At 31.1% G+C, this 16,265-nt stretch carries 13 protein-coding genes; 11 read left to right on the top strand and 2 right to left on the bottom strand.

Features of this window, described 5'->3' with window-relative positions:
* The first annotated feature begins 27 nt into the window (after positions 1–27).
* The 9 genes from BN1075_RS02355 to BN1075_RS02395 all read left to right on the top strand — a co-directional run bounded on the left by BN1075_RS02355 (position 28) and on the right by BN1075_RS02395 (position 9,305).
* On the top strand, positions 28–819 hold the full coding sequence (locus tag BN1075_RS02355) for a hypothetical protein (protein ID WP_040191437.1): 792 nt from the start codon (positions 28–30) through the stop codon (positions 817–819).
* Between the two features lie 94 nt (positions 820–913).
* Entirely contained in the window at positions 914–2,452 is a 1,539-nt protein-coding gene (locus BN1075_RS02360) for a sodium:solute symporter family protein (protein WP_235777747.1), read from the top strand.
* A 22-nt stretch (positions 2,453–2,474) separates the two neighbouring features.
* Positions 2,475–3,707: an AGE family epimerase/isomerase gene (locus tag BN1075_RS02365; RefSeq protein ID WP_042386841.1), complete on the top strand. Its 1,233-nt coding sequence runs from the start codon at positions 2,475–2,477 to the stop codon at positions 3,705–3,707.
* Positions 3,708–3,718: 11 nt separating this feature from the next.
* A complete protein-coding gene (locus tag BN1075_RS02370; protein ID WP_040191438.1) occupies positions 3,719–4,972 on the top strand; it encodes a neutral/alkaline non-lysosomal ceramidase N-terminal domain-containing protein in 1,254 nt (417 codons plus the stop codon).
* A 3-nt stretch (positions 4,973–4,975) separates the two neighbouring features.
* Positions 4,976–5,737: a sugar isomerase domain-containing protein gene (locus BN1075_RS02375; RefSeq protein WP_040191439.1), complete on the top strand. Its 762-nt coding sequence runs from the start codon at positions 4,976–4,978 to the stop codon at positions 5,735–5,737.
* 1 nt (position 5,738) lies between these two features.
* Positions 5,739–6,917 (top strand): N-acetylglucosamine-6-phosphate deacetylase, encoded by a 1,179-nt coding sequence (gene nagA, locus BN1075_RS02380; RefSeq protein ID WP_040191440.1) that lies wholly within the window; start codon positions 5,739–5,741, stop codon positions 6,915–6,917.
* A 354-nt stretch (positions 6,918–7,271) separates the two neighbouring features.
* Complete coding sequence (locus BN1075_RS02385) at positions 7,272–7,766, top strand: hypothetical protein (protein ID WP_040191442.1); 495 nt, start codon at positions 7,272–7,274, stop codon at positions 7,764–7,766.
* 376 nt (positions 7,767–8,142) lie between these two features.
* Positions 8,143–8,844, top strand: coding sequence for a beta/alpha barrel domain-containing protein (locus BN1075_RS02390; RefSeq protein ID WP_040191444.1), 702 nt, complete (start codon positions 8,143–8,145; stop codon positions 8,842–8,844).
* A 305-nt stretch (positions 8,845–9,149) separates the two neighbouring features.
* The gene (locus BN1075_RS02395; RefSeq protein WP_040191445.1) at positions 9,150–9,305 is read left to right on the top strand and encodes a zinc-ribbon domain-containing protein; all 156 of its coding nucleotides are present in this window, start codon (positions 9,150–9,152) and stop codon (positions 9,303–9,305) included.
* A gap of 196 nt (positions 9,306–9,501) precedes the next feature.
* Here BN1075_RS02395 and BN1075_RS02400 read toward each other — a convergent pair whose 3' ends face one another.
* Positions 9,502–10,068, bottom strand: coding sequence for a 5S rRNA E-loop-binding protein (locus BN1075_RS02400; protein ID WP_040191447.1), 567 nt, complete (start codon positions 10,066–10,068; stop codon positions 9,502–9,504).
* Between the two features lie 915 nt (positions 10,069–10,983).
* Here BN1075_RS02400 and BN1075_RS02405 point away from each other — a divergent pair.
* Positions 10,984–12,702, top strand: a complete 1,719-nt coding sequence (locus tag BN1075_RS02405; RefSeq protein ID WP_197072257.1) for a sensor domain-containing diguanylate cyclase/phosphohydrolase — start codon at positions 10,984–10,986, stop codon at positions 12,700–12,702.
* 110 nt (positions 12,703–12,812) lie between these two features.
* Positions 12,813–13,496 (top strand): hypothetical protein, encoded by a 684-nt coding sequence (locus BN1075_RS02410; RefSeq protein ID WP_040191449.1) that lies wholly within the window; start codon positions 12,813–12,815, stop codon positions 13,494–13,496.
* Between the two features lie 148 nt (positions 13,497–13,644).
* Here BN1075_RS02410 and BN1075_RS20540 read toward each other — a convergent pair whose 3' ends face one another.
* Positions 13,645–15,582: a tetratricopeptide repeat-containing diguanylate cyclase gene (locus tag BN1075_RS20540; protein ID WP_052406349.1), complete on the bottom strand. Its 1,938-nt coding sequence runs from the start codon at positions 15,580–15,582 to the stop codon at positions 13,645–13,647.
* Positions 15,583–16,265 lie beyond the last annotated feature (683 nt).

Genomic DNA, 16,265 nt, shown 5'->3' on the forward strand with positions numbered 1-16,265 from the left:
ATGATTACTTGAGAAGAGGGGATAGGGTTGAAAGTAAAAAGTATTAACAAATATTACTTAATAGGGATTATACCTTTATTATTACTGAATATGGTTCTTGGACTTATTTTAACATATGAAACTAAGTGGATATTTTATAGCATACTTGCTATTTCGTTAGCTATTATCTACAAAATTTTTATGAAGTTTAGTTGTTTACCAAAGAGAGCTACAGAGTATAAGGATTTTAGACCATTAGATTTAAAGATACCTATCCCTTATGATGTGGAACTGTATATCTCTAGTGATTTAGATAAGTATGATTTCCTTAATAGGGTTGTGGAAGTTATATCACCATTGCATCAACAAAAGGGTGAGAAGTTGCGTGTAGTTATTAGTGAAAAATTTTTAAAGACTTATAGAAAACGTTTTATGGAAATTGCTGTATGTAGGGAAATAGAAAAGTTTCGTACTAAAAGTACTTTAAAAATAGTATTAGCGCTAATTATTCCAATTTTAACTGTTACAGCAATAGTTATGTATGGATGTATTATCGAAATAAATATTTTGAAGCATTTTAGTTTATTTGTTGGATACTTCCTATTACCATTTTTTACTGTTGTGTTAATTTTAACTTATCTTTGGTTTTGGAATAAATATATGTCAAGGGAAGAGATGAGGCTAGATAGATTTTTAATGTCACATTTTAAAACAAGTGATATTGAGGAATATATAATTACTATGGAAAAAATAGAAGGAGGTGAGGAAGCACCTAAAAATAAGGAGTTTAATGAGTTTTATGCCAAGAAAAGATTAGAAAAGTTAAAAGAAAAACACTAAAGAAATAATTGTAAATAGCTAAAGAAAAACAAAGTTCATTTGGGGATTAAGGGAAATTTAATGAGCAAATAAAAAAATAAGGAGGGTTCTTATTATGCAAATGCATTGGTTAGATTATTTAATGGTAATTTTATTCTTTGTAGTAATGTTAATTATTGGTTTCTATTCTGTAAAATCGGTTAAAAGCTCAGAAGACTTTTTCGTTGGTGGTGGTAAAATTCCATGGTGGTTATCTGGTATTTCACATCATGTATCTGGTTATTCAGGGGTTGTATTTGTAGGATATGCTGGGATTGCATATGCTAAAGGTATATCAATTTATTTTTGGTGGGCAGTAAATATTACAATTGCAATTATACTAGGATCTATATTGATTGTTCCAAGATGGCCTAGATTAAGACGGGCACTAGGAATTCAATCTCCAACGGAATATTTAAAAATGCGTTATAATACAACAGCTCAATTAATAGTAGCTATCTCTGGGGTAATCGTTAAACTGCTAGATGTAGGTGCAAAATGGGCTTCAATGGGTATTTTATTATATGGATTTACAGGGATTCCAATATGGGTTGGTATAGTAGTATCTAGTTTAGTTTCATTAGTATATATATCTATTGGTGGATTAATTGCAGACCTTTGGACAGATTTTGCACAATTCGTAGTTCAAATAATAGCTGGACTTGCTCTATTTATTGGGGTGCTTATGCACCTATCAGAATATGGATTAAACTTCTTTACTGTATTTTCAAGTTTACCAGAGGCAAATACACAAGTATTTTTATCTGGTAGAGGACAAGGTTCATTATCGTGGACATTATTATATTTCTTCGTAATATTCTTTAGTTACAACGGTGGAACATGGAACTTGGCGGCAAGATTTATATCTACACCTGATGATAAGGATTCTAAGAAAGCGGCATATTTATCAGCAGGACTTTACTTGATTTGGCCATTTATCTTATTCTTCCCAATGTGGTGTGGACCATTTATATTCCCAGGATTAACACAATTAGAAGCAGAGGCAAATTTATATGCCATGCTAACTAATAAGTTCTTACCAGCAGGATTAGTTGGTTTAGTTTTAGCATCAATGTTTGCAAATACACTATCAATGTGTACTTCAGATGCAAACACGATATCATCAGTTTTAACTCGTGATATATTACCAATATTTAAACCTTCGCTAAGAAACATGAATGATAAGGAGTCATTACACTATGCACGTCTTACAACAATTATATTTACTGCATTAACTATTCTTGTAGCTTTATTCAGAGATCAATTAGGCGGAGTAACAGGATTAATTTTAACTTGGTTTGCTGCATTACTTGGACCAACAGCTATACCTTTATTATTAGGATTAATGCCACAGTTTAAATATGCAGATGCTAAAGCAGCTATAGCATCAATGATAGGTGGATTGGGTGTATTCGTATTAACTAAGATGGGCTTACAATTAGAAGCTGATGTAGCTCTTATTGCACCACTTGCAACGTCATTTATAATCTTTGCTGGAATGGCACTTCTAAATAAATATGTACTTGGATATAAAGTTCCAGAAGAAATTGAAAATTTAATGCATGATTTAGGTGGTAGTCACGAAATAAAAGAGCATACAGCAGGATTAAATTAATAGATTAAGGAAGGTATATAATATGAGGTCTGATATATTAGAGTTTTATAAGGCCCAGATTGAAGATGACTTTGTTCCTTATTGGAAAAAGTTTGAAGATTCTGAAAACGGTGGGATATTAAATTGTATAAATAATTATGGTGATAAAAAAATCAGTGATAATAAATTTATTTGGTCACAAGGAAGATATTTGTTTATTTTAGGTAAGCTGTATGAGCTTGAAAAGAATAAGCTACTTGAGAATATAAATTCTAAGCATATCAGGGCTCATATGGATAAAACCTACAACTTTATAAGTAAGTACGGCATTTATGATGATAAATGCTGTTACCTGGTAGATTATAAGGGTAATAAATTAATTGATGAAAAAACAGGGAGATATGATGCAAGCATTTTTGCAGATTGCTTTGCTGTTATAGGTATGGCACAATATGCTAACATTATAGAATCTAGGGAAGCGGCTTTAGAAGCTTATAGATTGTATAAAAGTGTAGTAAAAAGAATAGGTGAAAATAATTATCTAACAGAGCCATATCCTATTCCAGATGGGTATAAAGTTCATTCTATACCTATGATTTTAATAAATACAACTTACGAAATTATTAGAATGTTGAAAAAAATAGGTTTTGATTTTGAAGATGAGATTCAGTTTGGCCTTTCTCAAATTGATACTATAATGACGGTATTTTATGATGATGGATTGATAAGAGAACATGTATCTACAAGTGAAAACTATGAAACAAGACTTCTTGATAGACATATAAATCCTGGACATACACTAGAAGACTTATGGTTTATTATTGAGTTTTTAAAAGACTATGATGATGTAGAGCCATACCTTGAAAAGATTATATACATTGCAAAGAAAACCTTTGATTTAGGGTGGGACAAAGAGTATGGTGGTTTATTAAGATTTGTAGATAAGGAAGGTGGTGTACCAAAGGGTGAGTACAATGGCAGCGATTATGAAAAGCTAATTCTTGATACTAATGACATGAAACTTTGGTGGCCTCACTCTGAAATATTATATTTATTCTTATTTTTATATGAGTTAAGTGGCGATGAGGAAATGATGACTTATTATGAAAAGGCATCAAATTATGTATTTGATACATTCCCTAATAAGGAAATTGGGGAATGGATTCAAATAAGAAAAAGAGATGGTTCACCAGAGGATAAGCTTGTAGCATTGCCGGTTAAAGACCCATTCCATATATTACGTAATTACATTAAAATTGTAGAGCTTGGTAAATAGGAGAGTTACAAATGAAATTAGGGGTTGGAAAGATAAAAATAACACCGGAATGTAAGGTAAGACTTTGTGGATATGCTACTAGGGCAGAGACACTTACGGGTGTTAAAGAAGATATTTATGTTCGAGTTCAGATTCATGAAGATAAAGGTAATAGAATAGTTTTTATTTATGCTGATTTACTTTGGTGGGGCTCTGATTTTGTCTTTGAAATGAAGAAACAGATTAAAGAAATCTTTGGATTTTCTACCTATGAAGTATTTATGGTAGCATCTCATAATCATTCAGGTCCTCCAACAAGTAATAGATTTACTGCTACATTGGAAACTTTTGAGCCTAAATATTGTGAATTCTTAAAAGTTCAGGTGTTAGAGTGTATAAGAGAGGCTATGGGTAATATGGAAGAAGTTCATCCAAGGCTTTATAAAGGAACATCAGAGCTAAATGTGTTTAGAAGAGTTATTGAAGATGGAAAGGTTAAAATGGCACCTAACTATGAGGTGGAAGCTGATAGAGTATTAACTCTTGTTGGGTTTTATAGACCAGATGAAACTCTTAAGGCTACATTAATTCATTATCCCTGTCATGCTAATTTATCAGATGAGAACTTTATTCAACCAGATTATCCAGGAATAGCTTTAAGACTATTAGACGAAAAGTTTGAAGGAAGTAACTCATTATTTTTACAAGGATGTACGGCAGATTTAAGACCTAATTCCGTATTAGGCAAAAAGTTTGTTCCATGTAATTATGATAGGGTTAAAGATTTTGCAGTTAGCTTCTATGAAGATTGTTGCAAGATATTAGATGATGAAGGTGTAGAGATAGATGTGAACTTAGATTCAAAGGTGAAAGAAGTTCCTCTTTATATGGAAAATTTAAAGGATATATCAAGCATAGAAGAAATGAAAGATTCCAATGATAAAGTTGAAAGAGAATGGGCTGAAAAAGTTCTAGAAGTTGAAAATAGAGATTTTGAAGTTTTAGAAATTGGAATGATTGATTATGCTAAGGAAATTTCATTTCTAACTTATAATTGTGAACTATCACAGTACTATGCTTTATTTGCAAAGGAATTAGATGCTTCTGCAATTTCGGTATCATACACTAATGGAATGATAGGGTATGTTTGCACTAAGCAACAGATATTAGAGGGTGGTTATGAACCAGAGGGCTCTGCATTATATTTTGCTTTATCAGGAACATATAAACCAAATATAGAAGAAATAATTAGGAAAGCTATAAAAGAATTAGTAGAGGAGAGATAGATCATGAAACAAGGATTAGTTATGGAAAGTTATTATAAAGAGGTTGTTGGCATCATTGATGATATCCATGTTAATGAAAAAGAGCGTATATTAACAGTTGCTAAAGTAATTGCTGAGCATGTTAAGAAGGATAAACTAGTATATATTTGGGGACCAGGTGGGCATTCTAATTTAGCTGCTATGGAGATTTTCTTTAGGGCAGGAGGACTTATGCATGTTAATGCTATTTTAAATACAGAAACAATGCTAAGTGGTGGTGCTTTAAAATCTATGCAGGTTGAAAGGCTTCCTGGCTATGGAAAAATAATAATCAACGATTATGGAATTGGTGAAGGAGATCTTATAATTGTTGTTAATGCTTATGGAATAAATTCAGCAACTATAGATGCTGCTTTAGAAGCTAAAGCTAAGGGGGCAACAGTTATTGGAATAAGTTCCCATGAACATGCTAATAACTCTCCAGCTAACCATGTTGCTCGTCATCCATCAAAACTAAATCTTCATGATATAGTAGATTATACAATTGACTGTAAAGTAAAAGTGGGAGATGCAGTAATTAAGCTTCCAGATTTCGAGCAGAAAATAGGAGCTTTAAGTACCTTTGCAAATGCATACGTATTAAATTGTGTAGTAATTGAAGCAATTAATATGTTAGTAGATGAAGGAATTAAACCACCAGTTTGGATGAGTGGCAATGCTGAGGGTGGAGATGCATGGAATAATCAATTTATCAGTCGTTTTAAAAATGAAATAAGAGGATTATAAGATGAAAAAGGTATTATTCAAAAATGCTAGAATAGTTTTACCTAATGAAATATCATTGGGAGAGGTTTTAGTTGTTGATGATAAAATTGAAAAGGTAGTTCTAAATGAAGCCATTAATGATAGCGTTGATGAAGTTATAGATGTTGAAGGAAAGTATTTATCTCCAGGATTTATAGATGTTCATACTCATGGTGCGGGAAATGCAGATTTTATGGATGGTGATTTAGAGAGTATATACTTAGCTTGTAAAACTCATATGAATTATGGTACTACATCTATAGTCCCAACAACAATTACAAGTACTAAGGAATCACTTATAAATTTTGTTAAGTTATTTAATAAATTAGATTTAAATAAAGAGGGATTACCTAATATATTAGGATTACACCTAGAAGGACCTTATTTTGCAGCGTCACAAGCGGGAGCTCAAGACCCTAGATATTTAAGAAATCCTTCAAAGGAAGAATATGAAGAAGTTCTAAAAAGCACAGACCGTATTATTCGTTGGTCTTTTGCCATTGAATTAGATGGGTCTAAAGAGTTTCTTAAGACTTTGAAAGAACATGGAATTATATCTTCTTTAGCTCATTCTGATGCTACATGTGAAGAGGTTTTTGAAGCCTATGATAATGGATTATCAGCATTAACCCATTTCTATTCTGCTATGTCAGGAGTGAAAAGAATAAATGCTTATAGAGTAGCTGGAGCTATAGAAGCTGGATATTTAAATGATGACTTATTTGTAGAAGTAATAGCGGATGGAAAGCATCTACCAAAGGAACTATTACAACTTATTTATAAAATTAAAGGTTCAGAACGAATATGTCTCGTAACAGACTCCATGAGAGCAGCAGGAATGTCTGATGGAGAGTACATCTTAGGGGCTAAGACGACAGGTATGAAGGTACTTGTAGAGGACAATGTAGCGAAATTACTTGACCGTACTGCTTTCGCTGGAAGTGTAGCAACAACTAATAGGTTAGTAAGGGTGTTTAGAGAAAGTACTAATGCGCCTCTTCATGAAGTTGTAAAAATGATGTCACTAACTCCAGCAAATCTTCTTAAAATTGAATCATGTAAAGGGTCAATTGAAGAAAATAAAGATGCTGACCTAATTATATTTGATGAAGATATTAATGTAAGCTTAGTTATGGTTATGGGAAAAATATATATAAGATAAATGGCACCCAAGTAGAATAATTACGTATTTTACTTGGGTGTTATTATTTTAATGTAGAAATATTTCTTTATAAAGAGAGTGTATATTTGATAAAGGGTAGCACTTAAGGAATGTTTAGATGAGGCATTATATTTATAAAATGTAGTAGGGTTTTCTAAACCATAATTATTGGTTGAAAGTGTTAGTTTGGCACTAGAGTCATATTTTTTCAATAAAAACTAGCTTATAAGTTTTCTAAAATATTTTGGAAAATACAACCAACAAATAGTTCGACAAAAATCACTATAATAAATATGTTATACTAACAAGGCATTATAAAAGGTTAATTAATATACATCAGGGGGACACATAATTATGGGAGTGGTATTTGACTTAAGAGAAGAATACATAAAGAGTATTGAAAAGAAAGCATTTGAAAAGTTAAGAGCTTTTCCGATAGATGAAACAGGGCGGGTTTATGCTATCCCAACCAATGCAACAAACACTTTTAACATTGATGAAGCCTTTAAGAAGGCAATGTTTCTAAGAGATAATGAAGTCATTGAGGCAATAAAGAATTTTAAGATTAATTTTAGAGATAATATAGTGGTAGCTATTAATGACTGGGATGAAGAGGGAAATATGACCTTATTTCTTACTAATGGACCTAATCCTTCGCCAGGATCTTTGAATATAACAGTGCACAGTGAAATAGATCATGATGATAGAGAAATGATTATTAATATGATTGCTTATTATCAAAAGCACAATGAAGTTACAGTTATATTCTTAATTAATTACCCCTTTGAGCAGATTGAAGAGATGGTTAAGAGTGATGAAGACTATTATATTCCAGAACTTTTGAGATAAATAAGATTTATAAATTGGGGAGTTGAAAGGTAGTAAATAAACTTTTCAGCTCTATTTTCGTATGCAAGAATAAAAAGAAAAGAATTAACGGAAGTATTAGAAGTTTGTGAGTGTGAAATAATATTGTTGCAAAGTGTCTAAATATTATTTAAATTATATATAATGAAACTCATTTAAGACGAATTTAAAGGCGAGCTCTACTAAGTAAGTTCTACTTACAAAATCAAAGATTCTGAGAGTCACTTAAGTTTACATATACCAAATCAAAGATGCACACTGTGAAAGTTCCACTAACCAAATCAAGATTTGGAGTGTCACTTTTGGAGGTTCACTTAAGGAAAACTAAAAAGTAGTATTAATAAAAGAGGTGAAAACTATGAAAAATTCTAAAGTAAAATATGTACCGGAATTAACATCAGCGTTAAGAAGCCATTATGTACCAGTACCTAATGTTATTGCAAATGCATCAGGTATAAGAGTGTTTGGGAAAAGACTTAAGTCTTTTATTTTTACAACGGATGTTGCCATCATTAAAAATACAAATGCTGATGCTGTGATAGCTGTATATCCATTCACACCACAGCCAACAATTACACAAGCTATATTATCGGTTTCAGATATACCAGTTTTATGTGGTGTTGGTGGTGGATTAACTCATGGAACTAGGTCGGCAAACATTGCACTGCATGCTGAGTTTCAAGGAGCAATAGGAGCCATACTTAACTCACCGGCCCCTGATGAAACTATAAGATTCGTGAAGGATTCAATTGATATTCCTGTAATTGTAACGGTGGTATCTGAGCTTACGGATATTCAAAGTAAGATTGATGCAGGAGCAGATATATTAAATGTAAGTGGTGGAGCAAATACGGCAAATATTGTTCGCAAGATAAGAGAGAAATTTCCACTGATACCTATAATCGCTACAGGTGGACCAACGGACGAATCAATTTTAGAAACAATTGAAGCTGGTGCTAATGGAATTACTTTTACACCACCTACAAATGCACAGTTATTTAAACATAAAATGCATGAGTATAGAGAAATTGAAAATAAGAAGTATGAGAATCAGTTATAAAATTTAGAGCTGCAAGAGTCTGAATTTTTAAGGCGAAGAAGCGTATTTTTAATAAAGATTTAATCAAAAAAAGAATAAAAATTTAGTCAAAACAACGGTTTGATCCATGAGTTTACTGGATATTTTAAAAATAATTTATAAATTTTAGAAAAGGTGTTGCATCTTGGTGAAATACGTGTTATTATAAGAGAGTAGCAAAGATGCTAACAAATAAATTAAAGATTTAAGTTCAATTAGATAAATAGTTTCTCGTGAATTAGAAAATATTATATCCAGTTTAGACCTTAAGTTCAGGAGGAATTATTATGACAGATAAAACAATAACATGTAGAGATTGCGGAAGCGAGTTTGTATTTACAGTAGGAGAGCAAGAGTTCTACAAAGAAAAAGGATTCGATAACGAGCCTACAAGATGTGCAGATTGCAGAAGAGCAAGAAAACAACAAAATAATAGAAGATAATTTTAGAATTTATAGTCTGTAGTGAAAACTACAGACTTTTTTTATACCCAGATACTCTTTCAATTGTTCTGGTAACATCTTAAAACAATATATTAAAAATACACTACTAAAAAGCAGAAAAGAGCTTTTACGGTATTTACACAAAAGTGCACAACCGTAAAGGCTCTTTCTATAATTCTGCGTTATTTATTTTTGCTTAATTTGCTTCAGGAACCGGAACATAGTGCTTTCTAGCACTTGTACGCAATACTATACTTTCTGGATCGACAAGCAACTCAATTTTGTCACTCTTAAGCTCAGGAATTTCTCCAACAGTGAGAATAGTACCTTCCGCCATTCCATCAAGGTCAATAGTTATTGTATCAATCATATCTTCAGGTAAAGAAGCATATGGGATTTCAAACTGCATTTGATCTAGTACCCCTTTGACTTTATCCTCATTAACAAGAATAAGGTGAATTATACTGTTTACTTTTTCGTCTGCCACTAAGGCTTGGAAGCTGATGTGTAAAATATCATTATTAACTGCATCTAAGGATTTTTCCTTAATTTGCACTGGTATTGTTTGGCCTTCAATATTCAGCATAAGTTTACTACCTTCACGTTTCAGTCGAACCAGTTTACGTGCAGTAGTTTCATCCATTTGAATTGAGATTGAATCAGGAAAAGATTTACCGGATACACTTCCTGGAATTATTCCTAGTCGTCTCATCTTTTTTGCCTTTAAATTAAAATCACGTTTTTGAACATTAATGTTTTCCATTTTGTTTCCTCCTAATAGTCTTATAATATATGCTTAATTGCAACGTCTTGCGCTGCAAAAAACAATCGATAAAAGTGAGGCTATTTATTACTAATTATCACAGTTTACCTACCCTTTCTTTAAGTAATGGTGTTGTTTTTCTCCAGTTACTTTATTTAATCAATATTAAACTCGATTTACGAATAGGTTTAAGGTAAAAGTCTGGTTATTTTAAGATGTTCCCATTGGTTGATTTTAACTTAATATTGATTATTTGGGTTATGATTACAAAAATAGTAAATATTTTCTCTAGCCTATAATAAAAAAGAAGGGCTCTTCATATAGCGCGATAAGCGCAATACCAAAAGCCCTTCTTTTAAGACGGTTCTTTTTATCTTCAATTGAGTTAAGTATAACATAGTTTCAAATGAAAAGCAAAGATATGAATAAGAATAATAAGAATAGTAAGAAAATAAGCATCTTTCTCTCGTGATGATTTAATAGATCAGCTACAGTTTGAAGGCTTTACTTACGATCAAGAGGTATACGGGGTTCAAGCAAACAGATATTAATAAGTAGTTTTACTTAATTTTTAAAGTGGACTGCTCTTGCAATTCAAAGAACAATCAAAGGTTAATATATCTGCGGATTTATTATAGAGGTCTTATAAGTGAAAAGCTTATGAGGCCTTTTTTAATAGTGAGAATTATGATGTTTTTATGTAATTTCATCCAATATAATGTTCGATGGGATTTTATAAATGCAATATGATATACTTTCTTATTGGCGACACATAATCTAGATAAATGGGGGAAGTGATAATAAGTAAAGAACATACTAATTTGTAATGGATAATAATAAAAGAGGTATTTGAGTTTTGCTATTATAAAAGAGTAGAGTTAGAAACGGAGGTAGCTTATAAGGATGCTTCAAGATATGAGACGAATTTTTGAGAAGATGAATAATCCCATATGGATTATGGATAAAGATAATAAAGTTATATTTTTAAATGGCAGCTTTAAAAGCTGTTTTAATATAGATAACACTTTAGATTTGGATATGGTTTTGGAGTATATGGAAAAAGAGGACGAATATAAACTGCTGTTAGAAAACTTTAAAGGTTGGAAAGACAACAGTAAAGATATATTTATTTTTAAGGAGAAGATTTACAAGTATGAGGTAAGTCCTATAAAGGAAAATAATGAGGAACTTTACGTTGGAACAATTTTAGAGGTATTCGGGATTGAAAAATCTAATGAATATATGATGTTAAAAACTATAATTGACAATGTTCCTTCCCTTATTTTTTATAAGGATGAGAACTTAAGATATGTAGGATTAAATAAGGCTTGTGAAGAATTTTATAAAGCAAAAGGGGTAAGTGAGATTATAGGTAAAAATGATTTAGAACTGCCTTTAGAAAGAGAGTTTGTTGAGACTTGTTATGAGCATGACAAGATTGTTTTAGCATCTAAGGAGACACTTCATATTGAAGAGAAGGTGTTTATCGACGAAAACCAGGGGTATAAGATTTTTCAAACCATTAAGACTCCTGTATTTAATAAAAATAATAAGGTGGTTGGCTTGGTGGGGGTTGTTCGTGATATGACAGAGTATAAGTTAGAGGCAGAAAGATTAACCTACCTAAGTTACACAGATTCATTAACAGGGCTTTATAATAGATTTTATTTTTACAAAAAAATAGAAGAGCTGAAAGCTGAAGAGGAGCAATCTATCGGAATAATTTTTGGAGATGTTAATGGATTAAAACTGGTAAATGACATTTTAGGTCACAATGACGGAGATAAATTTCTTATTGAGATTGCTAATTGTTTAAAGCAATGCTGCGATGGGGTGGGAATTCCCGTAAGGTGGTCTGGTGATGAGTTTTGCATTATCATACCGAAAGCCTCTCCTGAATTATGCAGAGAGTTGATTGATGCAATAAAAAAGGAGTTCAGTGGGAAGCTTTATAAGAATTTTAATCTAACCATAGCCCTTGGGCATTCTATTATGAATAAAAACGATAATATTGATAATGTACTTGCTAATGCAGAAGTAGAGGCTTATAAGCAGAAAACTTTAAGCAGTAAGGCCATTAGCATTTCAACTATAGAGAGCTTAAATCAAAGTCTTCAAAAGAAAAACCTTGAAACTAAGGAGCATACAGAAAGAGTAGCACAGTATTGTGAAAGAGTTGGCCGTATTATGAATTTAAATGAAGAGAGCATAGAAAAATTAGTTTTAGTAGGAAGGCTTCATGATATTGGAAAAATAGGAATTTCAGAAGAGCTATTATTAAAGCCTGGAAGATTAGATGAGGATGAGCTGGAGATTATGAAAACTCACACAGAAAAGGGCTATAGAATGGCACTTATACTACCGGAGCTTAGTTATGTTGCAAGGGAAATTCTTACACACCATGAGAGGTGGGATGGCACTGGATATCCCCTAGGTTTAAAGGGTGAGGAGATTCCATTAATATCAAGGATTGTAGCTGTTGTTGATGCATATGATGCCATGATTAATAGAAGGAGTTATAGAAAGGTCATGACTTTCGAAGAAGCTGTTTTAGAATTGAAAAGCTGTGCTGGAAAACAGTTTGATCCACGAGTTGTTGAGATTTTCTGCAATATAGTTGAAGTGGAAAGATAATGCTTCTATGAGCTGAGTGCATACTCAGCTTTTTTATGTAATTTTACCTGTTAAGTTAACTTATCGGAAAAATTGTATAATTAAAGTATGATAAATAGTAGGAGAGAGAAATGAATAAGAAGATTATATTAGGAATTGTTGCTGGAATAATGGTTTTAGGTTTAGGTGTAATGGGAGTTAACTTTTATAATAAGGAAGTTGCAAACAAGGATACACTTGAAGGACAGGACATAGATAAAGAAGCCGGTGCTGAAGTTGAAGATAAGGAAAGCATATTAAAGTTTCTTGAAGCTATAGCAGGGTTAAAAGCAAATAATATTGAAATAATTGATAATCCAGTTGGCTTTAAGGGAGAGTTTTTTGCGTCTGATGAGACTATAGTTAGTGGCTTAGATTACTTTTTGAAAGAAACTAAAAATGATAAGATGGAAAATCTTAATATAAAGTCTGAAGAGGGGATTTTAAATATTAAGGTGGATTATAAGGTTACAAATACTATCATCACACCTATAGAGGTTAAGATTAAACCCATCCTAAATGAAACCAAGGATTTAGTTATCAATATTGAAGAGGTAAGATTTCTAGATTTAAAGATTGCTAAATGGATAGTGAACATTGCCTTAGATAACTTTATTGAAGACTGGTTCCCAGACAATGGAGCTTTAAATGTGGGCTTCAATAAGGGGAATGTAATCATATATAAGGATAACTTTAAAGGTGTTGAGATAAGTGAAATTTCCTTAGAGAATGGCCTTAAAATAAGGGTAGTTATAGATTTGGAGAAGGTATTATAAGCTGCTTTCAGAGTTAAATATTAAATTTAAGCCACCGCCACCTTAGAAAATGATTTCTTAGGGTGAGGGTGGCCTTTTTTATGGCTTTAAATGTATCATACTACTTTAGTGTTATATTAATTTTTTAGTAACTACTTGGTTTATTAAATTAGTAGGTATACCTATTTCTGCCTGCTTTTTTTGATTTATACAGATTTTCATCTGCTAGGTTTGTGAGCTCTAGTAAATCATCTTCTGTTTGTATTTGTTTTGATGCAAGCCCAATGCTTAAGGTTATTCTATCACTTACCTTAGAGTATTCATGAATTATATTTTCACTATACAGCTTTAAGTTCAATTCTTCTAAATGTTTAATGACTTCCTCTTGGGTTTTATTGGAGATTACTGAAAACTCTTCTCCACCGTATCTAAACACCAAGTCATCCTTAAATACATAGCTTATAATTCTGGCAACTTCAATTAACACCTGGTCTCCTTTAATGTGACCATAATTATCATTGTATAGTTTAAAGAAATCTATATCTATCATCATAAAACTTATGTGTTCTTTATTCTTTTGAATATCTATAAATTTTTCATTTAAATAGCCTCTGTTATAAAGTCTGGTTAAGGGGTCAAGAATACTTAATTCCTTAAGCTGAGTATTAAGTTTTTTTATCTTTTTATTTTTAATGTTGCTATTTATAACTGCACCGATGCTAAGCAAAGTAAGGATAAAAAGAATTGTGGTTCTCATCTTTGATTTAATTAACTCTCTTTCCTTAATAATGTTGTTTAAGCCTGAATAAATACTATCGGTATAGGTTTGTGAGGAGTGCTTTTTATTGAAAGGATTTGAGACTTGTATACATTGTTTAAAGGTTTTAAAATCATCATTTTGAAGTGATATATTTAATACTTCATCTATAATTACGCTGTTTATATCGGATTTAATTCCTCGAAGGTTTAGTTTTTTTAGCAAAATCCCATAATTATTTAAGGTTGTATTGTAATCTTTAGTCTCGAAATAATTTATTTTATTTTTTACAAAGTCCAGCATTATATCGATATTGGGATACATAGTATCTATGTTTTCACTATGAAGGAGCTGAGCTTTATTTAAGTACTCCTTAGCAGTATCTAAGTTTAAAAACTCCATTTCTGCTTCTGCACAAACTGCATATATCCACACCATGCTCCTAATATCATTTATTTCCTTTGCTAATTCCAAATAATTATCCTTGTATTTTTTATAGTTAGAATAGTCACCTTCTTTGGAATAGCATTCAGCAAGATATCCGTATACAGTTAGTTTGTTTTGAACATCTTGTAATTTATTTTCTGTAAAATAACTTTCATAGATATATATGGTTTTTGAATAATTCTTTTGAACATAATAATTTTCACCCAGGTTAATTATGCATTTATTAATAAGCACAGTATCGTTTAAATTCATAGATATTTCCAAGGCATTTATTATGTATTCTAAGGCTAAATCAAAATCTTCAATTAACTTATATAGAGTAGAGAGATATAAATAATTTCTTACTTGATGACTCTCTAAATCTGTATATTCTAAGGATTTCCTCAATAAATCAATAGCTTCATTAATGTTATAGCCTGAAGAAACTATGGATTTTGCTTTACCGTAATATAACTCACACAATAGGTGTTTTTGATTGTTTTTCAAAGCAAGTGACTTTGCTTGTGTGAAAAATAGCTCTGATTCTTCTAATTTTTTTTGTGAAATACAGTTACTTGAAAGAGCACTATATATCCTTATATCAAGTTCTAGGGTTTTCATATTAGTTTTATCGAAAGTTCCATATTCCAAGGCTTTTTTCATGTAATCTATTGATTGAGAATTTTCATTTTCTAAGAATTTAATTGCACCTAAAGCATAGTAGCATTGTTTAAGTTTAAAGCTGTTATCTTTTGAGTTTAAATATTTTTCTATTTCCTTATTTATCTCTTTTTCAAAAAAGTTCAGGTTTTTTCTGCTTAACTTAGCCTCTTCATCCTTATCTATAATATCAATTAACCTAACTGAATAGGGTTTGTTTTTTTCTCTATAATTGTCTAATAATGTAAAGAAAATAATTGTCACTAGAATTATACAACTTAATACAGAGATAATTTTTATTATTTTACGACTGTTTAAATTTGAAATTGCTTTCTTTATAATAGTAACACTTCCTTATTTATATGATTAGTAGGGATTTAGTTTAATACAATTAAAGGAAATTATATTCTTCTTAAAAGTACATCTGAATTTAGTTTTTGTTATAGCTTCATCAGTTAATCATTTTTTATTTCATCAGCACTAACTTATTTAAACTATGACAAAATTAAAAACCACATTGAAAGTTAATTCAATGTGATTTTTCCATTTAAATAGTGCAGATAAAAAACATCAACACACTAGCTTAAGACTTTAAATTTAAGTCTCGCTGGATGCAAATACTGACACTTATTCATGGAAAATATTGTCATATTTGGTCGATATACTAATTATATCACTATTATTTTCTTATTGCAACAACAATTGTTAAACAATAATCAATATTCACAGAGTGAGGTTAAATAATTACTATAAAAATTCCTGTATTTGCTCATCAGTATAATTTTGAAAATAATCTTGAGGGGAGAGGCAAGATTTATCTTTATGAATCTTGTTAGAAAACCTATGAAGTTGATGAATTTGGATTAAGATTTCTCGAAATTTGTCGTTGAATTTGTTAATTTTAAATTGAGGTTTGATTGGAAAATTTAAAAATAATTTATAAATTT

The organism is Clostridium culturomicium (genome assembly GCF_000821305.1).
GTDB lineage: Bacteria > Bacillota > Clostridia > Clostridiales > Clostridiaceae > Clostridium_J > Clostridium_J culturomicium.

Coding starts and splice junctions, on each gene's coding strand:
- BN1075_RS02400 (WP_040191447.1), bottom strand. CDS start 10,068: ATGGAAAACATTAATGTTCAAAAACGTGATTTTAATTTAAAGGCAAAA.
- BN1075_RS02385 (WP_040191442.1), top strand. CDS start 7,272: ATGGGAGTGGTATTTGACTTAAGAGAAGAATACATAAAGAGTATTGAA.
- BN1075_RS02390 (WP_040191444.1), top strand. CDS start 8,143: ATGAAAAATTCTAAAGTAAAATATGTACCGGAATTAACATCAGCGTTA.
- BN1075_RS02360 (WP_235777747.1), top strand. CDS start 914: ATGCAAATGCATTGGTTAGATTATTTAATGGTAATTTTATTCTTTGTA.
- BN1075_RS02405 (WP_197072257.1), top strand. CDS start 10,984: ATGAGACGAATTTTTGAGAAGATGAATAATCCCATATGGATTATGGAT.
- BN1075_RS02365 (WP_042386841.1), top strand. CDS start 2,475: ATGAGGTCTGATATATTAGAGTTTTATAAGGCCCAGATTGAAGATGAC.
- BN1075_RS02410 (WP_040191449.1), top strand. CDS start 12,813: ATGAATAAGAAGATTATATTAGGAATTGTTGCTGGAATAATGGTTTTA.
- BN1075_RS02370 (WP_040191438.1), top strand. CDS start 3,719: ATGAAATTAGGGGTTGGAAAGATAAAAATAACACCGGAATGTAAGGTA.
- BN1075_RS02395 (WP_040191445.1), top strand. CDS start 9,150: ATGACAGATAAAACAATAACATGTAGAGATTGCGGAAGCGAGTTTGTA.
- BN1075_RS02375 (WP_040191439.1), top strand. CDS start 4,976: ATGAAACAAGGATTAGTTATGGAAAGTTATTATAAAGAGGTTGTTGGC.
- nagA (WP_040191440.1), top strand. CDS start 5,739: ATGAAAAAGGTATTATTCAAAAATGCTAGAATAGTTTTACCTAATGAA.